Raw genomic sequence first — 24,696 nt, 5'->3', positions numbered from 1 at the left:
TGGTACGCGGTGTCCGGCTCGTGTCCGCCGTCCAAGAACCCGCGGCGGCACGGGTCGTACGACGGGCGGTGCATGGGCCAGAATGAGCCCGTGCCTTCCCTGTTGCTGATCGAGGACGACGACGCCATCCGTACGGCCCTTGAGCTGTCCCTGACGCGCCAGGGGCACCGGGTCGCCACCGCCGCGAGCGGCGAGGACGGCCTGAAGCTGCTGCGTGAGCAGCGCCCCGACCTGATCGTGCTGGACGTGATGCTGCCGGGCATCGACGGGTTCGAGGTGTGCCGCCGCATCCGGCGCACCGACCAGCTGCCGATCATCCTGCTGACCGCGCGGAACGACGACATCGACGTGGTGGTCGGGCTGGAGTCCGGCGCCGACGACTACGTGGTCAAGCCGGTCCAGGGCCGGGTGCTGGACGCCCGTATCCGGGCCGTGCTGCGGCGCGGGGAGCGCGAGTCCAGTGACTCGGCGACCTTCGGCAGCGTGGTCATCGACCGCTCCGCGATGACCGTGACCAAGAACGGCGAGGACCTCCAGCTCACCCCGACCGAGCTGCGCCTCCTGCTGGAGCTGAGCCGCCGGCCGGGGCAGGCGCTGTCCCGGCAGCAGTTGCTGCGGCTGGTGTGGGAGCACGACTATCTGGGCGACTCGCGCCTGGTGGACGCGTGTGTGCAGCGGCTGCGGGCGAAGGTGGAGGACGTGCCGTCCTCCCCGACCCTGATCCGCACGGTCCGTGGTGTCGGCTACCGCCTGGACGCCCCTCAGTGAGCGAGCGCGGGGGATTCGGCCGCTGGACGGCCGAACGGGGGAGGAAGCTGGCCGGACTGCGCTTCACCAGCCTGCGGCTGCGGCTGGTGCTGGTCTTCGGGCTGGTCGCGCTGACGGCCGCGGTGTCCGCGTCGGGCATCGCGTACTGGCTCAACCGCGAGGCGGTGCTCACCCGCGCCCAGGACGCGGTGCTGCGCGACTTCCGGCAGGAGATGCAGAACCGCGCGGGCGCGCTGCCCGCCCGTCCCACGCAGGACGAACTCCAGCGCGCCGCAGGGCAGATGGCGGGCAGCAGCCAGCGCTTCAGCGTGCTGCTGGTCGCCCGGGACCCCGACGGCCGCACGGTGTACGGCGGTTCGGGCGGCCTGAGCGGCTTCTCGCTGAAGGACGTACCTCCGTCGCTGCGCGCGGCGGTGAACAAGCGGCAGAAGACGTCCGGCTCCAACAAGACGCCCTACCACCTGTATTGGCAGCGCGTCTCCGAACGCGGGACGCCCTTCCTGGTGGCCGGGACGAAGGTGGTCGACGGCGGCTCGACCGGCTACATGGCGAAGTCGCTGGAGCCGGAGGCCAAGGACCTCAACTCCCTTGCCTGGTCACTGGGTATCGCCACGGCTCTCGCCCTGATCGGCTCGGCCCTGCTCGCGCAGGCCGCCGCCACGACGGTGCTGAAACCCGTGCACCGCCTGGGAGTTGCCGCGCGAAGGCTCGGCGAGGGCCGGCTCGACACCCGGCTGCGGGTCACCGGCACGGACGAACTTGCCGACCTGTCGAGGACGTTCAACAACGCGGCCGAGGCGCTGGAGAAGCGGGTCGCGGACATGGCCGCCCGCGACGAGTCCTCCCGCCGCTTCGTCGCCGACATGTCGCACGAACTGCGCACCCCGCTGACCGCCATCACCGCCGTGACCGAAGTACTGGAGGACGAGCTGGAGTTCGAGGGCGGCGGCATCGACCCGATGATCGAGCCCGCGGTACGCCTGGTGGTCAGCGAGACCAAGCGGCTGAACGACCTGGTCGAGAACCTGATGGAGGTCACCCGCTTCGACGCGGGCACCGCCCGGCTGGTCCTGGACGACGTCGACCTCGCGGACCAGATCACCGCCTGCATCGATGCCCGCGCCTGGCTGGACGCCGTCGAGCTGGACGCCGAGCGCGGCATCCACTCCCGGCTCGACCCGCGCCGCCTGGACGTCATCCTCGCCAACCTGATCGGCAACGCCCTCAAGCACGGCGGCTCCCCGGTGCGGGTCTCGGTCCGCATCGACGGCGACGACCTGCTGATCGCGGTACGCGACCACGGGCCCGGCATCCCCGAGGAGGTGCTGCCGCACGTCTTCGACCGCTTCTACAAGGCCAGCGCCTCCCGGCCGCGTTCGGAGGGCAGCGGCCTCGGCCTCTCCATCGCGCTGGAGAACGCCCACATCCACGGCGGCGAGATCACGGCCGCCAACTCCCCCGACGGCGGCGCGGTGTTCACGCTCCGGCTGCCGCGCGACGCCTCCCGCCTGACGGAGGAGTCCGGCGACGACGAGAAGGGCGACTCCCTGGCCGGGGGCGGCGGCGGGGAGGACGCGTGAACGGGCGGGCGGTACGAGGACTGCTGGCGCTGCCGCTGCTGGGCGCGCTGCTCACCGGGTGCGGCATCCGGCCCACAGAGGTGCCGACCGACTTCGGCGGGGCGCCGTCGCGGGTGCCGTGTTCGCCGGCCGGGTCCGGGCAGGCGAGCGCGTCGCCGGAGGGGGTGCCGGTGCAGGTGTTCCTGCTGTGCGGGGCGTCGCTGGTGACCGTGGACCGTACGGTGCGGGTGCCGGAGGGCACACCGGACGCGCGGCGTCGGGTCATGGTCGCGCAGGGCCTGCTGGACCAGCTCGCCTCGGCGCCCTCCGCCGGGGAACGCGCGGCGGGCTACCAGACGCGGGTGCCGGGCGGCATCACCGTCACCGGTCCGGGCCGCGAGGAGCCCGAGGAGGCGCTGCGGCTGAGCACCGCGCCGGACAAGCTGGGCTCCCCCGCGCTCGCCCAGGTGGTGTGCACCTTCTCCGACTCGGCGGCGGCGGAGGGCGACGGCTCGGTGGTCCTGGCGGGTCCGGCTCCGGCCGCACCGCGCCGGTACGAGTGCACGGAGGACGTGCGCGACCGTCCGGGCCGGGTCCAACCCCCTTCCAGTGCCGTCGCGTTGAACTGAATCGGGGCGCGTGTGGCGCACGCCTCACCGGGGCGGGGGGCGCCGAAGCGGAACCGTTCGAGCGCGGCGTGGCGTCTTGGGGGACGTGCAGCGTCAAGGCTCCATCGGCGGCAGCGCCGCGAACCGCATCCGAGTGACCGGGGCAATCCTCCTCGTCGCGCATCTCGCGCTCGTCGCCTGGCTGACGCTGCGGCCCCTGGACGTGCCGTGGGTACGCCCGGCGAACCTCCGCCCGCTGGCCGGGCTCCGCGCCGACCTGGCGCTGGGCTGGCCCGAGGCGGGCCTCCGCATCGGCGAGGGGCTGGCCCTGCTGGCTCCGCTGGGCGTCCTGCTGCCGATGGCCGACGGCAGGCTCAGCGTGTCTCCTTTCGCCTCCCTGTTCCGCACCGCTGCCGCCGGTGCCCTGATCTCGCTGGGGATCGCCCTGTTGCAGACGGGGGTGCCGGGGCGGGTGGTGGATGTGGACGTGCTGCTGCTGAACACCGTGGGTGTGCTGCTGGCGCATCTGGCGGTGGTGCCGGCGGGGCGGGCCTGGCTGCGGCGTCGGCTGGGCCGGGGTGGCTTGCCGGAGGAGGGGTACGGGCACCGGGGCGGGCGCGGCGGACTCGGGGGTGTCCCGGAGGGCATCTCCGGGGGCGTGTCCGGGGGTTGCGACGGGTACCCGGCCGGGGAGGCGCGCGGGGCCGACCGGATCGGCGGGGCCGGCTTCGCGGGTCCGGCCGGTGGTGCGGTGAGCGTGCGTGGGGAGCTTTCTCAGGGGCGGACCCCGACGATTCCCAGGGTCGGTATCGCCCCTTAGAGTGATGCTTCTCCCGCTTCGTCTCCGTACCGTTGGGCATACGACGACAGACGGGGGCGCGGCACTCGGCCCGCCCCGGCAGGCGGCCCGGTCGCGGGCCGACGACGACGGAGGAGCCCGCCATGACCGCCCTTGCCCGCCCCACCAACGGCCGCATGATCGGCGGCGTGTGCGCCGCCCTGGCCCGGCGCTTCGGTATGTCGGCGGGGACGATGCGGGTGATCTTCCTGGTGTCCTGTCTGCTGCCCGGCCCGCAGTTCCTGCTCTACATAGCCCTGTGGATACTCCTGCCCTCCGAGGACAAGGCCCGCACCACCGCCTGGTGAGCGCGCGCCGCCCCGGCCGGTTTCCGCGTACGCGAAACGCCGCCGAGGCCGTCCCGGAGAGCACCGGACGGCCTCGGCGGCGTCGTGTGTGGCCTCGCGCGTGGGGAGCGGCGCGCGGGGCGGGGGTCAGCCGAGCGGGATGCCGTTGAGGCCCAGGCCGTGGGTGGGCAGGGACTGCACCGGCAGACCGCCGAGCAGTCCGGCGACGGGGGCGGTCGGGCCGTTGGCGAGCACCTTCTGCACGGCGGGGCGCGCGGTCTTCAGGCCGCCGCCGATCACACCCTGCCCGTGGGAGACGGCCTCGGCGGCGCCGGGCAGCGCCTCGGTGACGTTCGCGGCCGGCAGCGTGTGGGCGACGGAACCCACGACGGGGAGGGCGTCCGGGGCGAGCGGAGCCGCGTCGGCCGCGCCCGCGCCGGCGGCGGCGAAAGCGGCACCGAGGGCGGCGACACCGAGGGTCTTGGCAGCAGACTGCTTCATGGTGAATGCGTCCTTGAATGCGGAGACATGGATCACGGATGATCCGAGCGGTCCATGACCGTAAACATCACGGACCACCCACCGCAATCACCGAAATGCGGACGGACGGTGAATGCCTGTACGTATTCTCCGGGCGCGCGATTAGTAATACAGCCCTTCTCGTCCCGTATTCGCGCTGGTGACAGCGGCGAGCGGGAACGGCCGTTCGGGCGGCCGTCCTTCACATCCGGGGTGGGTGAAGTCCTGGGCCGCCATGGACCGTTCATCGAAAGGAATGAACCTTGATTTCATCGCATTGACTTCAGAACCGGCGCCGGAAATCGAGCACGCGGACGGACTCCTCGACAGGATGCGCGCATTCCGGCCATTCACACAGTGGCGCGATCCGTACCCCGTGCGCGTCGATACGCAATGGTGACCGCCGGGAAGGGTTTCGTACACCGCGCCTTCTGACAGTGTTCTGCCATGGGACAGCAAGCGACGACGCCGGTCCGGACGGCCAGGCTGGGAAAGGCGGTCGGCCCCGCGCCGGGCGCGGTCAGCGGAGCGGTGCTGGTGCTCCCCGGCGGGGACGAGGTCTCCACCCGCCGTCCGTCCCCGTTCCTGCCCGGCACCTTCGTCCGCGCCCTGGCCCGCAGCCTGGCCCGGGCCGGCCGGGAGGAGGGGCTGGCCGTCCACCCGGTCCACTACCGCTACCGCGGCTGGAACGGCTCCGAGGCCCACCTCGCGGCGGACGCCGACTGGGCCGCGGACGAGGTGGTGCGGCGGTACGGGGACGTGCCGGTGTGCCTGGTCGGGCTGGACATGGGCGGCCGGGCCGCGCTGGGCGCCGGGGGCCACGAGGCGGTCAACTCCGTGGTGGCGATCGCGCCTTGGCTGCCGGAGGAGGGCACGGAAGAGCCCGTCAAGCAGTTGGTGGGGCGCCGGGTGCTGATCGCGCACGGCACGAACGACGAACGGTGCGACCCGGAGCTGTCGTTCCGGCTGGCGGCCCGCGCGAAGAAGGTGAACCGGGAGGTGTGCCGGTTCGAGGTGCACTCCGACGGCCACGGGCTGCACCAGCACCGGGACGAAGTGCTCGCGCTGACCGTGGACTTCGCCCTGGGCGCCCTGTTCGGCACCCCGCTGTCCCGCCCGGTGGAGGACGCGCTCGCGGCGCCGCCGCCGATAGGGCTGCGGATGCCGCTGGCGTCGGGATTCGGGAAGTCGCTGCGGAAGTAGAGGTATTCAGAACCGGGTTCAGGAGGGAAGCAGGCTGCCCCGCCTGGAGAGCAGGAACTTCTTGAAGGCGGCCACCGGCGGGGTGTCCGGGCGGTCGGCCAGCCAGGCGACGCCGATCTCGCGGACCGCCCTCGGCGCGGTCACCGTCAGCTCCACCACGCCCGGCCGGGGCACGGTGGGCGGCGGCAGCAGGGCGACCCCGAGCCCGGCGGCCACCAGCCCGCGCAGCGTCTCCGTCTCCTCCCCCTCGAAGGCGACCCGGGGCCGGAACCCGGCCTCGCGGCACAGGTCGTCGGTGATGCGGCGCAGGCCGTAGCCGGGCTCCAGGGTCACGAAGGTCTCCTCGGCCGCCTCGGCGAGCCGGATGCGGCGCCGGCCGGCCAGCCGGTGGTCGGCCGGGACGACCAGGCGGAGCTTCTGCTCGTCCAGCCGCCGGGCGACCAGGTCGGGCGCGTCCGGCACCGGCGAGGTGAGGCAGAGATCCAGCTCACCCGCCCGGAGCCGCTCCAGCATGGCCTCGCCGTAGTTCTGCACCAGGCTGAAGCGGACCCGGGGATGGTCGGCGCGGAACGCGTGCAGCAGGCCGGGTACGGTCTCGGGGCCCATGGTGTGCAGGAAGCCGAAGGCGACCTTCCCGGTGGCCGGGTCGGCGTCCGCGCGCACCTCCTCGGCGGCCCGCTCGACCTCGGCGAGGGCCCGTTCCACCGAGCCGAGGAAGGTGCGGCCGGCCGGGGTGAGGGAGACGGTGCGGCCGTGCCGGGCGAACAGGTCCACCCCGAGGTCCTGCTCGAGGCGGACCATCGCGCGGGAGAGGGTGGACTGCGGGACGTTCATCTCGTGCGCGGCGCGGGTGACGTGCTCGGTGCGGGCCACCCCGGCGAAGTAGGCGAGGCGGGGCGCGAGCAGCAGCGCCATGTCTTCTGTGTCACCGGACGGTGACAGGCGCGGCTGTGACCTCTGCTGATGCTCCATGGGAACGATTATGGCGATTCCATGCATTGGACGGATGAGTGGGCGCGTCCTTAGTTTCGAGGTATGTCTCCCGCCAGTACCGGGGCGTCCGTCACCCTGGACGCCCGCACGCCCGTCCCCACCTCCGAGACCCCCGCTCCGGCCGACTCGCGGCTGACGCCCGGCGGCCCCGGTTACCGCCGGATGAGCTTCGCCCTCTTCCTCGCGGGCATGGCGACCTTCGCGCTGCTGTACTCCACCCAGGCCCTGCTGCCGCTGATCTCCGACGACTACGGGGTGGCGGCCGGCGAGGCGAGCTGGACCGTGGCGGCGGCGACCGGCGGACTGGCGCTGTTCGTGCTGCCGATGAGCGCGCTGTCGGAGCGGTTCGGCCGCCGGACCGTGATGACGGCGTCCCTGATGGTCGCGGTGGGCGTCGGCCTGCTGGTGCCGTTCGCGCCGTCCATCGGCACGCTGGTCGCGCTGCGCGCCGTGCAGGGCGCCGCGCTGGCCGGGCTGCCCGCCTCCGCGACGGCGTACCTGGCCGAGGAGGTCCGGCCGAAGGCGCTGGTCACGGCGATCGGCCTGTTCGTCGCGGGCAACAGCGTGGGCGGCATGAGCGGCCGGGTCATCACCGGCTGGGTCGCGCAGGAATGGGGCTGGCGGATCGCCGTCGGCGTGATCGGCCTGGTCGCGGTGGGCTGCGCGGTGGCGTTCCGGCTGCTGCTGCCCGCGCCGCGGCACTTCGAGGCGGGCTCGTTGCGCCCACGCGTACTGGCCCGCGCGGTCCGCGACCACCTCTCCTCACCCCTGCTGCGCCGCCTGTACGCGATCGGCGCCCTGTTCATGACGGTGTTCGGCGGCGTCTACACGGTGATCGGCTACCGGCTGACCGAGGCGCCGTTCTCTCTGCCGCAGGGCATCATCGGCTCGATCTTCCTGGTGTACCTGGTCGGCACGGTCTCCGCGTCGTCGGCGGGCCGGCTGGTGGGCCGCCTCGGCCGCCGGGGCGCGCTGTACACGGCGGGCGGTACGACGGCGGCGGGCCTGCTGCTGTCGCTGGTGCCGTCCCTGCCGCTGGTCCTGCTGGGCCTGGTGCTGATCACCGCCGGCTTCTTCGCGGGCCACGCGGTGGCCTCCTCGGCGGTCGGCAAGACGGCCACGCACGGCCGCGCCCAGGCGACCGCGCTGTACCAGTCGTCGTACTACATCGGCTCCAGCGCGGGCAGCACCGTCGGTGCGCTCGCCTTCCACTCCGGCGGCTGGGCGGGCACGGTCGGCGTCGGCCTGCTCGCGGTCGTGGGGGTCGTCGCCATCACCGCGCTGGGCACCCTCGCCGCCCGTACCGCCGCGCGCCGGGAGGCCGTACCGGCGCACTGACCCGGTGCGCGCGCCCGCCCGAGCTGCGGGTTTCCCCACTCCGGGGGCCATTGTCAGTGGGCTGCGGTAGCTTCCGGAGTACTGGGGCGCGACGGCGCGCGTACGGGACGGCCACAGGGGTGGGTGGACGATGAGTGACGGCACGGCGACGGCGGACCTCGATGTCGCGCTGGAGAAGCACCGGACCGAACTGACCGGGTACTGCTACCGGATGCTCGGCTCGTCCTTCGAGGCCGAGGACGCGGTACAGGACACGCTGGTACGGGCCTGGCGGAGCTACGACAAGTTCGAGGGCCGGTCCAGTCTGCGGTCCTGGCTGTACCGCATCGCCACCAACGTCTGCCTGGACATGCTGGCCGCGGGCAACAAACGGGCCCGCCCGATGGACCTCACCGAATCGACCCCGCTAGCCCAGGCCGCGCTCTCCCCGCGCCCGGACCACACCTGGCTGGAGCCGGTGCCGGACGCACGGGTACTGCCCCAGGTGACCGACCCGGCGGAGGCGGCGGTGGCCCGCGAGTCGATCCGGCTGGCGTTCATGGCGGCGCTCCAGCAGTTGCCGCCCAAGCAGCGGGTCGTACTGATCCTGCGCGAGGTGCTGGCCTGGCGGGCCAGTGAGGTGGCCGAACTGCTCGGCACCACGGTCGCCTCGGTCAACAGCGCCCTCCAGCGCGCCCGCGCCACCCTCGCCGAACGCGCGGACACCGGAGCCGAGGCCGCTGTCTCCGACCCGCTGGACGACGAGCAGAAACAGCTCCTGGAGCGCTATGTGAAGGCGTTCGAGGGGTACGACATGACGGCGCTGACCGCGCTGCTCCACGAGGACGCGGTGATGACCATGCCGCCGTTCGACCTCTGGCTGCTCGGCCCCGCCGACATCACCGGCTTCATGTCCACCATCGGCGCCTCCTGCGCGGGCTCCCGCCTCCTCCCGATCCAGGTCAACGGCCTCCCGGGCTTCGCCCACTACAAGCCCGACCCGGAGAAGGGCGGCTTCACCCCCTGGGCGGTCCAGGTCCTGGAGATCTCAGGAGGCCGCATCACCGGCTTCCACTGCTTCCTCGACACCCCCCGCTGGTTCCCCCTCTTCGACCTCCCCCTCCACCTGGATGCCGAGCCCGACGAGCCCGAGCAGGGCGCGTAGCGCGGGGTCCGGGCCCCGCAGTCGTATCCGCCCGCCTCCACGGCGGGCGGCCAGCTCAAGCCGGGCGAGCAGCTCGACGTGCGCGAGGCCGGGCGGCCCCAGCCCGCGCACGTCACACACGACCACCCCGCCGCTGATCACCCTCCCCCGGACCACATCACACAGCCCCGCCACACCATCCCTGGTGACGGGGCCACGCAGCACGAGCACGGGGTCGGTCCTGGGGTCCACGTCGGGTAGACCGGGGGGACGGGGTTAACTCATCGCACGGCGATCAGTCCACGGGGAACTCGCTGGTGTCGATCGCCACGTCGAACGGCTTGGGCAGATGGACGGTGTCACCGAACTTCACCGCGCTGAGCACCCGGTAGACGTCGTCCTTCGGCTCGCCGCAGAGGGTGACAGTGGGGCCACCAGGGGCCCACGGGTCCACAAGCAGATAGAGCGGGATGCCCGCCGTGGCGTACGCGGCCGGCTTGCTGATCCGGTCGTGCTGAGCGTCGAGCGGCGAGGTCACCTCGACGACGAGTTCGGCGAGAGCTGCCGGGATGTGTGACTCCGTCTCGGGCGGCCGCAGCGGCGCGACGACCAGGTCAGGGATGAACATGCCCAGATGGGAGGGCACGGCGATGGCCAGTGTCTGGAAGATCTCCCAGTCCTCGGGGATCACGGAGTAGAGGCGACGCTGGATGCGCGCCGCCATCACGTTGTGGCGGTACGCGGGAGTGGGCGACACGGTGACGATCCCCTCGATGATCTCCACCCTGCTGCCCTCGGGCCAGTCCGACTCGTCCCAGAACCGGACGAGGTCTCCCCAGGCCGGGTCGGGGTCCTGGCTCACGGTGAGTGCGCTCATGGCGGTCTCCAAGTCAGTGCGTCACCGATCCCAGCATGACGAACCGCACCGGCGGCGGTCCACCGATCCGGTTCACCCGAACGAAGAAGTCCCCTGATCAGGCGACACTGCGCACGGCGCGGTCCGAGGGCACGAGGTTCAGCCCGCGAGGTAGTCGTGGACCGGGACGGCGGGGGCGAGGGTGAGGTCGGTCAGGATGTGGCTCGCGGAGACGACCTCGCGTACGGGCAGGTCGGCGAACGGCGCCATCACATGGGCGAACAGCTCCAGGCGGGCGGGCCCGCGCCAGGCGCCCTTGACGGTGACATCGGTGATCTCGGTGCGGGCGAGCGCGCAGACCAGCTCCGGGACGATCTTCACGCCGTAGGTGGGCACGGTGATCTGTGCGCGGGCCTCGTCCAGGTCCATGGGCTCCCACTTGTAGGCCATGGTCGCGGTGGCGACGCGCTGGGTGCCGTAGTCGAGGGTGCCGACCAGGGCGCCGTTGTCGGGGAACAGCGCGGGGGTGCCGACCGTCTTGGGGTACGCGCTCAGCTCGCGGCCGGCCGCGGTGGCGGCGAAGTTGTCCAGGTGCATGGCGTGCAGGTACTCGCCGCGCTCGGCACCGTGGCGCACCGGGATGACCTGGCCGCACTCCAGATAGGGGCCGTAGCCCTCCACGTCGCCCATCTTCATGATCTCGAAGCGGACCAGCGGCTCGTCGGTCTCCAGCGGTTCCGGGACGACGGCGCGCAGGGCCTCGGGGTCGGTTCGGTAGACGACGTTGAGGTACTCGCGGTCGGTGAACCGGGTGGCCCGGGGCGGGTACACGGGGGTGGTCAGCGGTGTGCTGATGCGGTGGCGGACCTCTTCGGCGCGCATGGTGCCTCTTCTCGTGGAGCGGGTCGGGCAGCGGACGGGGCGGCACCCCATTTGCATACACGGTGTATCGGATACATAGTGAATCCCATGGCTCGTCGTCGCAAACCGGCGGCCCGCACCCCCCGCACACCAGGAAGTACCGCCATGACCTTCACCCTCCCCGCCGACCTCGACTCCCGCCCGGTGACCGTCCTCGGCGCCGGCACGCTCGGCCGCCGGATCGCCCTGATGTTCGCCACCCGAGGCGGCGAGACACGGATCTACGACCCGTCCGCCGAGGCCGGAAAGCAGGCGTGCGCCTACGTCGAGCAGCACGTGTCCGAGGTCGCGGCCCGTGTCGGGGGAGGCACGCCCGGCTCCGTGGCCGCCACCACCGACCTGGCCGAGGCGCTCGCCGGCGCGTGGCTGGTGGTCGAGGCCGTCCCGGAGCGGCTGGAGCTGAAGCGGCAGGTCTTCGCCGACCTCGACCGGCTCGCCGAGCCGGACGCCATCCTGGCCAGCAACTCCTCGTCGTACCCGACCAGCCGCTTCATCGACCACGTCGGTACCCCGGAGCGGGTGGTCAACATGCACTTCTACATGCCGCCCGCGCAGGCGGCGGTCGACCTGATGTCCAGCGGCCACACCGACCGGGCGGTCCTGGACCTGCTGCTGGAGGTGCTGCCCCGCTACGGCGTCTTCCCCTTCGAGGCGCACCGCGAGAGCACCGGTTTCATCTTCAACCGCATCTGGGCGGCCATCAAGCGCGAGGCGCTGTCCGTCGTCGCCGAGGGCGTGTCCACCCCGGAGGACGTCGACCGCATGTGGGCCATCAACACCGGCACCGCGGGCGGCCCGTTCCGCGCGATGGACCAGGTCGGCCTGGACGTCGTCCTGGACATCGAGAACCACTACGCGGCCGAGAACCCGGACCTGCCCACCGGCCCGCGCGAGCTGCTCGGGCGGTACGTCGACGCCGGGCATCTGGGCGTGAAGACCGGGCGCGGCTTCTACGAATACGGTGCCCGCGACTGAGCGCGCTCCCAGGAACCGGGACGGCATAGCCTGGTCTGCCGACCCGGTTCCGCGCACCGGTATCGCAGAGAGGTCCACCATGCCGAAGTCGCCCACCAAGCGCCGCCCGATCACCCGGAGCGCCCTGACCGAGAGCGCCTGGGCGCTGTTCACGGAGAAGGGCTTCCACACCACGTCGATCAGCGACATCGTGGAGCGCGCCGGGCTGACCCGCGGGGCCTTCTACTCCAACTACCGCGACAAGGAAGAGATCTTCCTCGCCCTCTACGACGCGCACGCCGACCAGCTACTGGCCGAGCTGCGGGAGGCCGCCGCGCAGGTGGTGCCGGGTGACAACCCCGTCGTCGGCATCCAGAGCCGGCTGGTCGGCCGCACCGAGGAGGAACGCCGGTGGTTCCTGGTGTCCATGGAGTTCACCCTGCACGCCGCCCGGCACCCCGAACTGGCCCGCCAGCTCGCCGTCCACGAGAACCGGCTGACCCAGGGCCTGACCGAGGTCCTCGGCCAGGCCCTCACCGGCGCCGGCCTCCGCCCCACCATCCCCCTCGAAGCCCTGGCCCGCCTCCTGACCGCCCTCTTCGAGGGCCTCACCGCCCAGCAACTGACCAGCGGCCCCGACTACGACGGCCACCACTTGACCCCCCACGTCATCAGCGCGCTTACGGAGCCTGTCGGGGGGTGAGTGTGCCCGCAGGACGAGGAGTACGCCGTGTCGCTGGCCATGAGCCTGACCCGTACTCTGCTGCGCGCGGCCGAACGTATTCCGCACCGAGCGAAGCCTGCGCGAGGCCCTGCGCCACCCCCGCCCCGACGGCGGACTTGCCCCGTCCGTACCGAGACGGTGAACGGCTACGAAATCATCACCCTCACCTCGAAGCGGGGCGCCACGAGCACCGAGGTGATCTACCTGCACGGCGGCGCGTACGTCCGCACCCTGGTCGCCGCGCACTGGCGCATCGTCGCGGCCCTGATCCGCCACACCGGCGCCACGGACCATCCCGTTCTACGGCCTCGCACCCCGGTACACCGCCTGCGCCTCCTCAGCGACAGGATTCAGGCCGGTTGAGTCCGACGTTCCGCGTCCTCCTCCGGATCTCGTACGTCCTCGACGTCCCGCTCCCGGACCTGCGCTTGGAACGGCCGCCCCCGTCGGAGTGACGAGGACGGCAGTGAACGCTTTGACGTCAGGGCCGGCGGAAGAGCTACCGTGTGGTGATCAACTGGGGAACGATGGATCGCGAACCGCTACTTCGCAGTCGGTCACTACTCTGTGCAGGTGCCCTTCGTTTTCTTCGACCTCGATGACACCCTCGTTGACCGCGGTCGGGCCTTCCCGGAGTGTGTGAGCCGCTTCTGCCGGTTGTTCTCGCTCGGCGAGGACGTCGCGGCGTGGCTGCTCAGGGAGATGTACGTGCGTGCCTACCGCGCCGACTTCTCACGCCTCCGGGAGCAGTTCGCGCTTCCGGAACCGGCCGAGGAACTGTGGCGCGGCTACTGCGAGGCGATGGCGGAGGCTGTCATGTGCAGCCCGGAGACCCTGGATGGGCTGACGCGCCTGCGCGCTGCGGGGTGGCCGCTGGCGGTCGTCACGAACGGCGCCGGAGACATCCAGCGGGCCAAGCTGCGGCGAACAGGCCTCCTGCCGTTCGTGGACGCCGTGTGCATCTCGGAGGAAGTGGGACTCCGCAAGCCCGCCGGCGGGATCTTCGAGGCGGCCGGCCAGTTGCTGGGGCTGGGCGCCCTCACAGGCGGCTGGATGGTGGGGGACAGTCTCCAGAACGACGTTCATGGTGGTCGGGCCGCCGGCCTGCGCACGGTCTGGATAGGGGGCCCGCCCGGTACGGACGAGGCTGACCACGGCGCCGGGACGGTGGCCGAGGCCGTCGAGCTGATCCTTGCCACGGACGGTGGCGCGGATGTCTGAGGGCCGTCGGTACGTGGGCGTACTGCACCCGGGCAGTATGGGAGCCGCTGTCGCCGCGCAGTTGCGAGACAACGGCGTGCCGGTTGCCTGGTGCGAGGCGGGGAGAGGGGAAGCCACCCTGCGCCGTGCGGAGCAGGCGGGGCTGGTGGGGGTGCCGACTCTGGAAGAGTTGGTGCGGCAGTGCGACCTGCTGCTGTCGATCTGTCCTCCGGCGGCAGCCGAGCAGGTCGCCCGTCAGGTGGCAGCGTACGACTTCACCGGGGTGTTCGTGGAGGCGAACGCCGTCACGCCCGCTCGGGTCGAGCGGATCAGCACGATTCTGCCCAAGGCCCAGGTTGTCGATGGTGCGTTGATCGGCTCTCCGCCTCGCGGGGGGAAACGTCCGACGCTGTTCTTGTCCGGCTGCCCGGACGCGACCGAGCGGATCGAGTCCCTCTTCGTCGGCACCGACGTCCGTACGCGGGTCCTCGGCGACGGCCTGGGGCGGGTGAGTGCTCTGAAGCTGGCGTACACCAGCTACCAGAAGGCTTCGCGGGTACTCGCGGTCCTCTCGTATGCCGTGGCCGCCGACCACGGCGTCGAGGAGGAGTTGTTGGAGGTGGCCGGTGCCCGGCCGGGCAGCTACCTGTCGGAGACCGGCTACTTCGCCAAGACTGCCGCGCGAGCCTGGCGCTGGGGGCCGGAACTGGAGGAGGCCGCGCAGCTTCTGGAAGACGCCGGCCTCCCGGCCGGCCCTGTCAGTGAGGCCGCTTCCGCTCTCATGCGCTGGGCCGGGGAACGTGATGCCTCGATCAGCCGTGACGACCTGCTGGCACTCCTGCACGTGTCACCCTTGGACGACTGATCGCTCCCTGGACGCGAGGGTTCGGCGGATCGTCTCCGCAGACTCGGCGGGGTCGTGCTGATCGGTGCGAATGTGCAGGTCCCAGATGGCCGGGTCGTGACCGCGGAGGTCGTCGGACGTGGCGTCCCAGGCGGCGAGCCGGGCGGAGGTGTCCGTGTCGCCGCGTGCGACCGAGCGGGCTGCGGTGACCTCGCGGGAGCAATCGAGGCGGACGGTCAGCCAGGCCGCGCGGTAGCCGCTCTGCAGGGCGTGGATTCCCGCGAGTTGGCCGAGGTGGATGACGGGGGTGCGCCCTTGGCCGAAGAGGGCTTCCAGGCCGGGCCGGTCGACGAGGTAGACACTGTCGTAGCGATCGTTGCGGTACAGGACCAGGCCCTCGGCTTCGAGCTGTTCCAACTGAGCCTGCGTGCCGAGGCGGTAGCCGTGGGTGCGGCCGGGGCCGATTTTGAGTCGCTGAAACTGGACCAGCCCGGGGTCCTGCTCGGTGAGGGCCGCGGAGATCGTGTCCTTGCCGCTGGCGGGCGGGCCGTAGAGGAGGATGCCGGCTTTCATACGGATGACGCTCCGAGGGTGAATCGGGCCTGGTCGGTCAGGGCTATCGCGGCGCCGTAGCGGTTGTCGACGTAGATGTGGGGGCTGCGCGGACGCAGCGAGTGGTCGAGGGCACCGGCGTAGGTTCGCCAGTTCGACAGCTTCCACGCGTCGCGGGCGGCAGAGCGGAAGCCGATGTACTCGCGCATGGAGTCCTCGTCGCAAGTGATCCAGATCGGGCTGAGATCGACCTGCCGGGCGCGGCAGCGGTTGGTGAGGCGGCTCATCCACGCCGGATCGGTCATCTCGGCGACGAAGGGGGCGGTGGCGACGGTCGGGATGCCGCTGTCGATGTTCGCGTAGATCGATTCCATGAGGCATTGGTATTCGAGAGGCCGCACCTCGCTGCGGTACGTCTCGGACTGCCGGTCGTTGGGGTCGCAGCCGAGTTCGACCAGCAGGCGCTCGACGAGGGGACGGGTCAGCGGGTCCTTGTCGAGGAGGGGTCAGCCTGTCATCTGGGCCAGGAAGCGGGCGAGTTCTGTCTTTCCGCTGCCTGCGTATCCGCCGACGAGGATGAGCAAGGGCCGCCCCGGGTCGCCGCCTTGTCGTCGGTGGCGCCAGGCGCTCAGGACTCGGTCGGCCACTGGCGGCAGCCCGCTTCCTTCCTCCTTGACGCGGAGGAGTTGTCCAAGGGTTCTGGCGAGAGCGTCCATTCGGGATTGGCCGGTTGCCTGCGCGAGGTCGGTCGGGTCGGCGAGTTCCCCGGGCAGGGCTCTGCGGAAGCCGAGTTCGGGCTCGGTGGCCCGGTAGAGAAGGCAGTAGGCGCGGCGGTAGTGCGGGCCTGGGTAGACCTCGCCCTGTTCGTGCTGCCACAAGGTCTGGAAGTTGGCAGCCGGTGCGGTCAGGCCGGCGCGCTGGGCGGTCAGCCGTAACTGTTCGCCGGCCGCCTCCAGGGTTAAACCGTGCGACTCTCTGGCCTCCCGCAGCTTCGCGGGATGCCATCCGGATCGGTTCCTGGCCATTTCCCCCACCAGCTCATCAATCGTCACATTTACGAGCCTGAACAGGACTTCGCCGTCCCCATGTATAAGCGGATGTTGAATTCCCACTGAGGGATTCAGCGAAGAGACCCGGCAACTCGGAGTGATACAGCGATCACGCTAGGCCGGTTGTGATGTCCCTGGCAACAGCAGCCGTCGGCATCACACCACCGGAGGTAGCTCGATGGTCAATCCGTCCCTGGAATGCGGCTCGTGGCCCGTAGATCCGCCCGTGGCTCCGCCCCTCCTCCCGGAGCAGGCCCGATGGTTCACCGCGACGCTCCGCAGCAAGGGTGAGAGCGCTGACGACGCGTGGCGGACCTGGGCCGCCCGGCTCGTCAAGCGGGACCAGGTCAACACCGAGCTTCTGCGAAGCATCTGGGAGGCGGTGGTCGGCTTCGACGAGACGCTGGCACGTTTCGTCGAAGCGCCGGTACCGGTCCCGCCCGGCACGGTCAGTGTGTCCGGGAGCGGCAAGGAGACGCTCAAGACGTTCAACGTCTCCACCGCGGCGGCCCTGATGGCAGCGGCGGCGGGCGTGAGCGTCGTCAAGGGGACCTCGGCGTCCGTCTCGGCGGTCTCGGGCTCGGACGACGTCCTGGCGGAGATCGGGGTGCCCGTGCTCCACGACCCCGCACTCGTCACCGAGTCGGTGCTGCGCACCGGCATCGCCTTCGTGAGCTACGGCTCCTTCTGCCCCCGGTACGCGGCGCGGTACGACGGCTGCTTCCGCGCGCTGAACCCGATGAGCTTCCTCATGCCGGCCGCCTCACTGCTGGTGAGCGCGGACGCGTTTCTCCACGGTCTGGCGCACGACGACGTCGGCACGGCGGCGCACGGCATCCACGCCGCGCGGCCGGACATCGCCCGGGGCCGCGTCGGGACGACCCTGCTCGGGCCGGGGCTGCGGGTCGACGAGCTCGCCCCGGTGAGTCGGACCACGTACGCCGACCTGCACTGGGGGCACGTCAAGGTCACCCAGCGCGTCCTCGGCGGGAGCATCGGCCCCTGGCGGCGAGCGGTAGCCCACCGCGCGAGCCACCGGGCGAACGCCGCCGTGCTCCTGGAGTCCTTACGGCCGGACGCCACGACCGTGCTCGCCGACTTCGTCGACGTCAACGCCGCCGCCGTCGTCTCCCTGGCCCGACCCGAGATCACCGAGGACGACGCCCTCACCCTCGTCCACGAGGCACGGCGTCGCGGCGGGCCGGCACGCATCCTGCACAGCCTGCGCGAGACGACCCCCCGGAAGGAGTCCCGGTGACCGTCGAACAGCTCGTCTCCACCGAGGCATGGATCGCCGATTGTTTCGGTCCCCTGGCACGGCGCTTCACGCACCACGACGGCGCCGACCGGATACTCGAGCCCGCGTCCGACGCACCACTGGCCATCGTCACCGGCTTCGGACCCACCAACGCTCCGACGGCCGGGACGCTCTCGGTGATGCTCGGCGTCCGCGAACTCCAGCGTCAGCTCCGCGTACCCATGACCGTGGTCGTCTCCGAGCTGGGCGCCTGGAACTCCCGCAACGTTCCGTGGGAGCAGCTCGTGTCGGTGCGAGACCAGATGTTCGGCTTCATGCGATCCATCGGCCTCGACGGCGGGGCGTCGGGCGCTGAGGTCCGGCTGCGCTCCCACACCGACGAGGAGAACCTCGTCCGATGCGGTCGGATCGCACGCTTTCTCAGCCGCCAGGACTTCCTCGACCACCACGAGGACCTTCTCGACCTCTACCAGGACCACGGACTGCTCGGCAGCGAGATCGGCCTCATCGTCGATGCCCTGTACACCGTCGCCGACATCCTCGCGCCCGCGGAGGAGGGAGCGGGGCGGGTTCTGATGCTGTCCGGGCTGGAGGAGGGCTACTTCACCGAATTGTCCCGGCTGGTTCTGCGACGGCAGCAGGAGGCGGGTGAGCTGAGCCTCGGCTGGACGGTGGAGCTGGGCGCGCTCTACTTCCGGGTTCTGGAGGGCCTCGGCGGCTATCCCAAGATGTCGAAGAGCATCCCCGCCTCCAGCATCCACCTCGGCATGACCGACGACCACATCGCTTCGCAGGTACTGACCGACGAGCCCGCCAGCCAGCGCCCCCTTCTGTCCGCCATCGAGCTGAGCAGCGGCTGGAGCGTGGCGGAGATCGACCAGGCCCGCGAGGCCTTCCACGCGCGTACGACCACCCCCTCCTGCTGGGAGCTGGTCAAGGAGAGGTTCGTCGAGGGCTTCACCGGCCATGCCAGGCTCTGGCGGGAGGCGGGAAGGTGACCTCCCCGCCGGCGTTCGTGGTGCTCGGAGGTGCCGGCCGCGTCGGCGGGCACCTCCTGCCGCTCCTGGCATCTTCGACCGGCGTGCTGGTGACCCTTTCCAGACGTCCCCGGTCAACCGACCGGGTCACCTGGCTGACCGCTGATCTGACCGTCAGACCGTCCGCGCTCCAGGCCGTCGCCGACCTCGTGGGCCACGCCACGCACGTAACCGTCGTCGACCTCGTCCTGGACCGCGGCAGCGTGACCGCCATGCGCCGGTCCATCGCCGCTTCGACCGCGTTCTCCATCGCCCTGCACCGTCGGCTGGGGCGGACCGGTACGGCGTCCCGGCTCGTCGTCGCCGGCACCACCGCCGCTCTGGCGCCGTACGGGCTGCGGACCCCGTACGGCATCGCCAAACACCACCAGGGCCGCCGCTACTCACGCGAGCACCCACTCGACCTCGTCCTCCTGCCTCAGCTAAGTGCGGGCGGTGAACGCACCTTCGCCCAGGCGGCGCGAGCACTGGCCGACGTGATCGCCACTTCACCGGCGGCGCGGCGCCTGTGGGTGCTGAGGCCACCCGCCGCCCCCGCCGTCCCTCGCGTATCGCCTACTCGGCTTCCCCAAGCGCTGGCCATGTCCGTCGCGGCCCGTACGACCCACCGCAGTGACCCGGGGGCGTTCCGCCGGGCCAGCCACGCCTGGCTCGATCAACTGCCTCAGCCCGCGCGAGTACGGCTGGACCACCACCATGCGCCCCCGCTCCTGCTGTGGCGCTTCGCGCGGTGTCTCGGCCTGCCACCCGCATTGCCGCTGACCACGGAGGACGACGGCCATGGCTCGTTCTGAAACGCTCGTCCTCGGAACGGGGTTCGGCGGTCTCACCGTGGCCACCCGCCTCGCGCAGCAAGGACATCGGGTCCGATGCCTCGGGAACGGCACTCCCGGCGCCTCCCTCCGCAACTTCGGCCAACTGCATTCCGGCGCGGTCTACGCCCCCGTGCTCCCCGATCTCGCAGCCGCCTGCCGGGACCATCGGTCCCGTTGGCTCCCTCTTCTGGGCCCTGACGTGGCCAGGACTCCCTGTGTCGGCCTGTTCGACGACCCCGCAGCCGTCGCCGCCTACACGCATGCCTGGGACTGCCTCAGAATCCCGGCACAGCCCTTGGCACCAGCGGATCTACCCGCGCTGGGTCTTTCACAGACCGATGCGTCGGCTGCCGCCTTCCTTCTGCCGGACATGGCGGTCGACGTGACCGCCCTCCACGCCAAGACGCGTCGGCATGCCAAGGAGGAGGGCGTTCTTCTCGCCCCCGAGGAGAGCTACACCCTCGTCCGGTCCGGTAATTCCGCAGTGCTCGCGAACACCGCCAACTGCTTTCGCCTGGCCGAGTCCGTCGTTCTCTCGGCCGGGCACCACACCCCGCGTCTGCTCGACCTCCTGGGCATCGAGCACCCGCTGTCCGTCAGCCACCTTCCCTACGCAGTCCTGGAAGGCTCCCGGCCCGGTTTCCCCCTCACTTACCGTCTCGACGGCGATCTCCTCGCTGTCAGCCCTCAGGACGACGGTCTGCACGTCGCCCTTCCTGGCCGCTCCGAGGGCCCCCGAAGCGAGGCCGCCGAGCAGTACCGCCTCGCCGCGGCGCTCTCGCACCGATGGCCGCATCTGCCCGCCGAGCGGCTTGCGATGCGCTGGGGCCTGGTCGCAGAGATCACCGGCGATCGGCCCGACCCCGCAGTGACGGTGGTGGACCTGCGCGATCCACCGCCAGGCTGGGGGGACGCCGACAATCTGGTCGTCTGCCTGCCAGGCAAATGGACCACCGCCTGGCACGCAGCCGACCGAGTCGCCGAGGTCCTGTCCCCTCCGCGCTGAGGGGTGTCAGCCGATCCCGATCGCCTTGCGGGCCTGCTGCAGGACGGGGCGGGCCCGCCGGCGAGCCTTGGAAGCACCGAGCGCGAGGAGTTCATCCAGCTCACTGCCGGGAGCCATGAGCGCGTCGTAGCGCTCGCGCATCGGCCGGAGGTGGTCGTCGAGGGTGGTGAACAGCGTGTTCTTCAGATCCCCCCATCCCATCCCGCCGGCTTCCAGCCGAGCCCGGACCGCCGCCGTCTCCTCGGAGGAGGCGAAATGCTGCAGGATCTGGAAGACGTGAGAGGCGGCCGGGTCCTTCGGCTCCTCCACCGGGGTGCTGTCCGTCGGGATACGGCGGACCAGCTTGCGCAGTTCGGCTTCAGGGGCGAAGAGCGGGATGGTGTTCCCGTAGGACTTGCTCATCTTCCTGCCGTCGGTGCCCGGGAGGGTACGGCCGCTGTCCTCTTTCGGTACGACGGCCTTCGGCAGCTTCAGCTTGAACGAGTCCCCGTACAGCGCGTTGAACGCTCCAGCGATATCGGCCGCGTACTCGACATGCTGGAGCTGGTCCTTTCCGACCGGCACCAGATCCGTCCCCATGGTCAGGATGTCCGCCGACATCAGCACGGGGTAGTTGTACAGCCCCATGTTGACGCCCTTGTCCAGGTCCTCGACCCCGGCCTCGCGGTTGCGGTCCCGGGCCGCCTTGTAGGCGTGGGCCCGGTTCATGAGCCCCTTGGCCGCGAAGCACGACAGGAGCCAGTGAAGCTCGAAGATCTCGGGGACGTCGGACTGCCGGTAGAACGTGGTGCGTTCGGGGTCCAGGCCTGCCGCCAGCCAGGTCGCCGCCACGGAACGGGTCCATCGAGCCAGAAGGTGCGGATCCCGCACGGACGTCAGCGCGTGGTAGTCCGCGATGAAGTAGATCGACTCGGCCCCGTCCGCCAACTCCAGCGCGGGCTTGATCGCCCCGATGTAGTTGCCGAGGTGCGGCTCGCCGGTGGGCTTGATGCCGGTGAGTGACACCTTCGATTCAGCAGTCACCATGACGGAAGCCTATCGGGGAATCACCGCAGCTCGGTGCCTCAAATGGACTGCGCCGCTTGGCTCTTCGGTGCCTTCAGCGAGGGGCCTCGCGGTCCTGCCGTCGGCGCCAAGGACTAGGGGTCGGCCTCGGCGATCACCCAGGATGCAGGAAGGGCCTGATCCTCACTGCGGATCAGGCCCTTGACCTGGTCTTACTCTGTCGGAGTGGCGGGATTTGAACCCACGACCTCTTCGTCCCGAATGAGGTTCGGTCCGGATCGACACCGGCCGGTTTGTTGTTTCGCCTGGTCGCAGCATTGGTGCGCGGTGGGCTCGGGTGGTGCCGCGGGGGCTTGGGGAGCAAGTCGGCTCCCAGACGGCTCCCAGGAAGCACATGCCTACGGTGGCCGCTGGGGAACGCTGCCCGGTGGTTCGCATGCTGCAGGTCGCGGCGCTCCCCATGGTGCCCGCTGTTTAGCGCCCGTACTGGCACGTTGTGGCACGCGCCGCCGCAGGCCGGGCAGGAGAGTGATGAAGTCGAAAGGCAGTCCTAGGCGGCTGTACCCCGTGAAACGGGCAGGCTTTGTGGAGCACGGCGGAGACGACCGCTATCAGTCGTTGAGGTGTCTCGCAGGAGATGCTTCTGGACCCGGCTCCTTCTTGCCGAGGAACCGGGCGACCACGGCAGGGTGGATGAATTCGTCTGGGCCGATTCCAATCGAGTCCTTGCTTGACTTGCGCCAGTTGCAGCCCTGGTGAGCTAGCTGCACGTTGCTCAGGGTGTCGGGTCCGCCAGCGGCGATGGGCACTACGTGGTCGATGGCGGCGGACAGCGGGTCCGGCCACTGTGCGGCCTGGTCCACGGAGAAAGAGCAGAGTCGGCACCGCCAACGATCCCGTTCGAACACGTCGAGTCGCTCGTATCGCTCGCGGCCATTGCCGCGAATCCTGGCCCGACGACGGTTCGCTGCGTCTGCTTGCTGGCGACGACGGAGGTCCGGATCTTCGGCCCAGCGTCTACGACGCGCTTCGTTTTTCCATGCCGGGAGGCAGTCATCACAGCGAACTGCTGAGAGCTGCTTTGCCGTGATGTCCGCTTCGCAGTCACGGCAGAGGCGTGCCCCCACATGCTTCGGATAGGGCTTTGAGTGGTGTCCGAAGTACTCCATGCATGCTTGGCTGCACCACTTGCGGCGAGGGCCGCCCAATGGCTGTCCGAAGGAGCGGCCGCAGCCTGCCGCGCAGTAGGTGATCTCATTGGCTGCAGCGTCCCGTGCACAACTGTGGCACCCGATCTGGCGACGTCCGCCCGTGATGTCGGAGACCTTGACGATCGTGCCGATGCCGCAATCCATGCATTCGGCAGCCACTGCGAGCGTAGCTCGGGCGTACAGCCCAGTCAGAACCAGACGGAGACTTGCCAAGGCTTTGATCGCCTCGGACTTGGGTAGAGCGCGGTCCCGGCCCGCACGGAGACGTCGAAAGCAGTGGATGCATGAACCACCTCGGATCGCATTGCTGAGCAGCACTGCTGACACCTCGCCGCAGTTCAGGCAGGCGACCTGCACAGGCTGAGCGCTGCCCCGGAAGGCTTCCAGCGGTCGGTAGCCGTTGTTCGCAAACACTTCCGAAGCGCAATGAGTACACCAGCCGGGCCGCCCAGATACCGTGTATCTGATGCTGCACTGGGTGCACTTGGCCCCCAACGTGTCTCCGTATAGCTTCTGCAAGCGTCGGTGTCGAGGGCAAAGCCCCAAAGCGGCTGCCGCCTTCGGGCAGCCCTCAACAGCGCAGAAGCGCGTCTGCCGGGGAACTGCTTGGTGCAGTGGGTCTCCGTGTTTTTGCCAGCGCGCGTAATGGCTGCGGCAGTACCCGCGCGCCACGACTAGACCGCCGCAGCCTTCGAGTGTGCACTGCTTGAAATCGCCGGTCGAGAGCCGCTCCTGCCGCTTGCGCTCGGCGCGCTCTCCACCGGCCCGCTGGGCGCACGGCTTGGAGCAGAACCTTTGCCACGGCATGGCCTGTGGGGTGAACACCTCTTGGCAGTGTGCACATGCCTTGGCGAGACGGGCGAGCTTTCGCTGAGTCTGGGCCCGGCGGGTCTCATTGCCTACTTCGCGGCGTCGTTCCGTGGCACACACGTCGGAGCAGGTCACGCAGGCACGATGCCGAGTGGATGGGATTGGGCCTGCACACACCATGCAGACGAAGTGCTTCTGTGCTGGGCGGCGAGTGCCCCTCTTGCTCGCAACGCCTTGCCGTTCGCGGCACTCCACCCCGCAGTACTTAGCCTGGGAAGCCCGTTCTGGTGGGATGCTGCCGCCACACCATGCGCAGGTTGATGCCATCCCCTGGTCCTCCATCCGGCTGCATCGGCTTGGTCAGCGCAGAGTAAGCGGAGGGTCTGACAACCCAGTTGGACGGATAGGCGAGGGACGACGATCCGGACCAGCGACACGGATGCTGCTGCCACGAGGCACAGGAGTTGGCAGACTTCGGGGAGTTCTCGTCGGGACCGCTCGATAGGTGACTCGTAGCCAACGGAGAGCACGCGACGGATGGCGTACCAACCTTGCCAAAACGGGTTGGTGAACCGGCTGAGGATTCAAGATCGTCAGATCGGGCGCTCTCTGCTTCGGTAAGCCGTCCCGCCAGGGTTCAAGATCGATGGGACCCGCGCTGCTTCCTCCGGTGGCGATAGAAGCAACAGATCAGCCCCGGTGAAGACGTTCTGGTGGCATCCGCCGGCACTGCTCAGGAATGAGAGTCCGCAACTCCCTTCGCCCTGGTGCTCAGGCTGCGGCTTCGCCGGGCTCCTCGTCCTCTGGGGGGTGGACCCAAGTAGTACCGGGTGCGAGGTCGGCCCCTGTCTCCGCCTTGTACTGCGCCTTCTTTTCCTCGCTGGCGTTCTGGCCCTCGGCGAGCTTCCTTAGGTGGGGGGCGGGTGACTGCCGAGGCTCGCCCGTGGGTTCAGTGGCGGAGGTCTGCTCCTGATCCTCGGTGGCCTCGGGGACGCTCGGTTCCACGGCGTTCCGGGCGATCACGACAACGGCGATCAGAGCCACGCTGCCGACAGCGCCGCCGACGGCGAGGAACTTCCCCCTGTGCTTCCTGAACAGGTTCTTCGTCTTCTCGGCGAAGGAGGTGGGCTCGCCGTCCTCGGGTGTGGAGTCAGTCACGCGCACACATCTACCGGACTTATCCCCTACCTGTCAGGCAATCAGCCGACATCGCCCGAT

Annotated in this window: 27 protein-coding genes and 1 pseudogene; 17 read left to right on the top strand and 11 right to left on the bottom strand. The window is 70.4% G+C overall.

The genetic code is table 11. The features are described from left to right. Positions 1 to 90 precede the first annotated feature (90 nt). From afsQ1 to E5083_RS02040, 5 genes and pseudogenes are all read left to right on the top strand, one after another. Positions 91 to 768 (top strand): two-component system response regulator AfsQ1, encoded by a 678-nt coding sequence (gene afsQ1 / locus E5083_RS02060; protein ID WP_158707462.1) that lies wholly within the window; start codon positions 91 to 93, stop codon positions 766 to 768. Further along, entirely contained in the window at positions 765 to 2,348 is a 1,584-nt protein-coding gene (locus tag E5083_RS02055; protein WP_167513433.1) for a sensor histidine kinase, read from the top strand. The genes afsQ1 and E5083_RS02055 overlap by 4 nt, the downstream gene beginning before the upstream one ends. Next, positions 2,345 to 2,956, top strand: a complete 612-nt coding sequence (locus E5083_RS02050) for a hypothetical protein (protein WP_135783855.1) — start codon at positions 2,345 to 2,347, stop codon at positions 2,954 to 2,956. Before E5083_RS02055 ends, E5083_RS02050 begins: the two co-directional genes overlap by 4 nt. Before the next feature lie 85 nt (positions 2,957 to 3,041). After that, positions 3,042 to 3,513 (top strand): annotated as a pseudogene (locus E5083_RS31600) (VanZ family protein); the annotation flags it as partial. 364 nt (positions 3,514 to 3,877) lie between these two features. Continuing rightward, complete coding sequence (locus E5083_RS02040; RefSeq protein ID WP_030806720.1) at positions 3,878 to 4,081, top strand: PspC domain-containing protein; 204 nt, start codon at positions 3,878 to 3,880, stop codon at positions 4,079 to 4,081. Between the two features lie 126 nt (positions 4,082 to 4,207). Here the strand turns inward: E5083_RS02040 and E5083_RS02035 are convergent, their stop codons facing one another. Then, positions 4,208 to 4,561: an ATP-binding protein gene (locus tag E5083_RS02035; RefSeq protein ID WP_135783853.1), complete on the bottom strand. Its 354-nt coding sequence runs from the start codon at positions 4,559 to 4,561 to the stop codon at positions 4,208 to 4,210. A gap of 465 nt (positions 4,562 to 5,026) precedes the next feature. Here E5083_RS02035 and E5083_RS02030 point away from each other — a divergent pair, with 465 nt between their 5' ends. Beyond that, positions 5,027 to 5,782, top strand: a complete 756-nt coding sequence (locus E5083_RS02030; RefSeq protein ID WP_135783852.1) for an alpha/beta hydrolase — start codon at positions 5,027 to 5,029, stop codon at positions 5,780 to 5,782. A gap of 18 nt (positions 5,783 to 5,800) precedes the next feature. On the opposite strand, the gene E5083_RS02025 is transcribed toward E5083_RS02030, so the two are convergent. After that, a complete protein-coding gene (locus tag E5083_RS02025; protein WP_135783851.1) occupies positions 5,801 to 6,754 on the bottom strand; it encodes a LysR family transcriptional regulator in 954 nt (317 codons plus the stop codon). A gap of 63 nt (positions 6,755 to 6,817) precedes the next feature. Between E5083_RS02025 and E5083_RS02020 the strand changes: the two genes are divergently transcribed. After that, positions 6,818 to 8,113 carry an MFS transporter gene (locus tag E5083_RS02020; RefSeq protein ID WP_135783850.1) on the top strand — a complete coding sequence of 432 codons (1,296 nt, stop codon included), beginning with the start codon at positions 6,818 to 6,820 and terminating at the stop codon, positions 8,111 to 8,113. Positions 8,114 to 8,243: 130 nt separating this feature from the next. After that, positions 8,244 to 9,257: a sigma-70 family RNA polymerase sigma factor gene (locus tag E5083_RS02015; protein WP_135783849.1), complete on the top strand. Its 1,014-nt coding sequence runs from the start codon at positions 8,244 to 8,246 to the stop codon at positions 9,255 to 9,257. On the opposite strand, the gene E5083_RS02010 is transcribed toward E5083_RS02015, so the two are convergent. From E5083_RS02010 to E5083_RS02000, 3 genes are all read right to left on the bottom strand, one after another. Further along, a complete protein-coding gene (locus E5083_RS02010) occupies positions 9,141 to 9,413 on the bottom strand; it encodes an STAS domain-containing protein (RefSeq protein WP_341869858.1) in 273 nt (90 codons plus the stop codon). The genes E5083_RS02015 and E5083_RS02010 overlap by 117 nt on opposite strands. A 118-nt stretch (positions 9,414 to 9,531) precedes the next feature. Beyond that, the gene (locus E5083_RS02005; RefSeq protein ID WP_135783847.1) at positions 9,532 to 10,113 is read right to left on the bottom strand and encodes a Uma2 family endonuclease; all 582 of its coding nucleotides are present in this window, start codon (positions 10,111 to 10,113) and stop codon (positions 9,532 to 9,534) included. 138 nt (positions 10,114 to 10,251) lie between these two features. Further along, entirely contained in the window at positions 10,252 to 10,974 is a 723-nt protein-coding gene (locus E5083_RS02000) for an acetoacetate decarboxylase (RefSeq protein WP_135783846.1), read from the bottom strand. Positions 10,975 to 11,118: 144 nt separating this feature from the next. Here E5083_RS02000 and E5083_RS01995 point away from each other — a divergent pair, with 144 nt between their 5' ends. The 5 genes from E5083_RS01995 to E5083_RS01975 all read left to right on the top strand — a co-directional run bounded on the left by E5083_RS01995 (position 11,119) and on the right by E5083_RS01975 (position 14,756). Continuing rightward, positions 11,119 to 11,988, top strand: coding sequence for a 3-hydroxyacyl-CoA dehydrogenase family protein (locus E5083_RS01995; protein WP_135783845.1), 870 nt, complete (start codon positions 11,119 to 11,121; stop codon positions 11,986 to 11,988). A 79-nt stretch (positions 11,989 to 12,067) separates the two neighbouring features. Further along, positions 12,068 to 12,670 carry a TetR/AcrR family transcriptional regulator gene (locus tag E5083_RS01990; RefSeq protein ID WP_135783844.1) on the top strand — a complete coding sequence of 201 codons (603 nt, stop codon included), beginning with the start codon at positions 12,068 to 12,070 and terminating at the stop codon, positions 12,668 to 12,670. Between the two features lie 159 nt (positions 12,671 to 12,829). Further along, the gene (locus tag E5083_RS01985) at positions 12,830 to 13,054 is read left to right on the top strand and encodes a hypothetical protein (protein ID WP_135783843.1); all 225 of its coding nucleotides are present in this window, start codon (positions 12,830 to 12,832) and stop codon (positions 13,052 to 13,054) included. A 210-nt stretch (positions 13,055 to 13,264) separates the two neighbouring features. Next, positions 13,265 to 13,912 (top strand): HAD family hydrolase, encoded by a 648-nt coding sequence (locus E5083_RS01980; protein WP_167513432.1) that lies wholly within the window; start codon positions 13,265 to 13,267, stop codon positions 13,910 to 13,912. Next, on the top strand, positions 13,905 to 14,756 hold the full coding sequence (locus tag E5083_RS01975) for an NAD(P)-dependent oxidoreductase (protein ID WP_135783841.1): 852 nt from the start codon (positions 13,905 to 13,907) through the stop codon (positions 14,754 to 14,756). The genes E5083_RS01980 and E5083_RS01975 overlap by 8 nt, the downstream gene beginning before the upstream one ends. On the opposite strand, the gene E5083_RS01970 is transcribed toward E5083_RS01975, so the two are convergent. From E5083_RS01970 to E5083_RS32105, 3 genes are all read right to left on the bottom strand, one after another. Continuing rightward, positions 14,739 to 15,308 (bottom strand): phosphotransferase-like protein, encoded by a 570-nt coding sequence (locus E5083_RS01970; RefSeq protein WP_135783840.1) that lies wholly within the window; start codon positions 15,306 to 15,308, stop codon positions 14,739 to 14,741. The genes E5083_RS01975 and E5083_RS01970 overlap by 18 nt on opposite strands. Further along, entirely contained in the window at positions 15,305 to 15,661 is a 357-nt protein-coding gene (locus E5083_RS32110; protein ID WP_341869855.1) for a P-loop nucleotide/nucleoside kinase family protein, read from the bottom strand. Before E5083_RS32110 ends, E5083_RS01970 begins: the two co-directional genes overlap by 4 nt. Positions 15,662 to 15,793: 132 nt before the next feature. Next, a complete protein-coding gene (locus E5083_RS32105) occupies positions 15,794 to 16,339 on the bottom strand; it encodes a hypothetical protein (protein WP_341869854.1) in 546 nt (181 codons plus the stop codon). Positions 16,340 to 16,562: 223 nt separating this feature from the next. Here E5083_RS32105 and E5083_RS01960 point away from each other — a divergent pair, with 223 nt between their 5' ends. The 4 genes from E5083_RS01960 to E5083_RS01945 are packed head-to-tail and all read left to right on the top strand — an operon-like array spanning position 16,563 to position 20,452. Continuing rightward, positions 16,563 to 17,594 carry a hypothetical protein gene (locus E5083_RS01960; RefSeq protein ID WP_167513431.1) on the top strand — a complete coding sequence of 344 codons (1,032 nt, stop codon included), beginning with the start codon at positions 16,563 to 16,565 and terminating at the stop codon, positions 17,592 to 17,594. Continuing rightward, entirely contained in the window at positions 17,591 to 18,592 is a 1,002-nt protein-coding gene (locus E5083_RS01955) for a nucleotidyl transferase family protein (RefSeq protein ID WP_135783838.1), read from the top strand. Before E5083_RS01960 ends, E5083_RS01955 begins: the two co-directional genes overlap by 4 nt. Further along, the gene (locus tag E5083_RS01950) at positions 18,589 to 19,425 is read left to right on the top strand and encodes an NAD-dependent epimerase/dehydratase family protein (protein WP_135783837.1); all 837 of its coding nucleotides are present in this window, start codon (positions 18,589 to 18,591) and stop codon (positions 19,423 to 19,425) included. The genes E5083_RS01955 and E5083_RS01950 overlap by 4 nt, the downstream gene beginning before the upstream one ends. Then, positions 19,412 to 20,452, top strand: coding sequence for an NAD(P)/FAD-dependent oxidoreductase (locus E5083_RS01945; protein ID WP_135783836.1), 1,041 nt, complete (start codon positions 19,412 to 19,414; stop codon positions 20,450 to 20,452). Before E5083_RS01950 ends, E5083_RS01945 begins: the two co-directional genes overlap by 14 nt. A 6-nt stretch (positions 20,453 to 20,458) precedes the next feature. Here the strand turns inward: E5083_RS01945 and E5083_RS01940 are convergent, their stop codons facing one another. From E5083_RS01940 to E5083_RS01930, 3 genes are all read right to left on the bottom strand, one after another. Continuing rightward, entirely contained in the window at positions 20,459 to 21,478 is a 1,020-nt protein-coding gene (locus E5083_RS01940; RefSeq protein WP_135783835.1) for a tryptophan--tRNA ligase, read from the bottom strand. A 590-nt stretch (positions 21,479 to 22,068) separates the two neighbouring features. After that, positions 22,069 to 23,082 carry an HNH endonuclease gene (locus tag E5083_RS31450; RefSeq protein ID WP_208753913.1) on the bottom strand — a complete coding sequence of 338 codons (1,014 nt, stop codon included), beginning with the start codon at positions 23,080 to 23,082 and terminating at the stop codon, positions 22,069 to 22,071. Between the two features lie 1,167 nt (positions 23,083 to 24,249). Then, positions 24,250 to 24,636 carry a hypothetical protein gene (locus E5083_RS01930; RefSeq protein ID WP_135783834.1) on the bottom strand — a complete coding sequence of 129 codons (387 nt, stop codon included), beginning with the start codon at positions 24,634 to 24,636 and terminating at the stop codon, positions 24,250 to 24,252. Between the last annotated feature and the right edge of the window lie 60 nt (positions 24,637 to 24,696).

The organism is Streptomyces bauhiniae (assembly GCF_004784475.1).
GTDB classification, from domain to species: domain Bacteria; phylum Actinomycetota; class Actinomycetes; order Streptomycetales; family Streptomycetaceae; genus Streptomyces; species Streptomyces seoulensis.
This window is presented reverse-complemented; position numbering and strand designations above follow the sequence as displayed.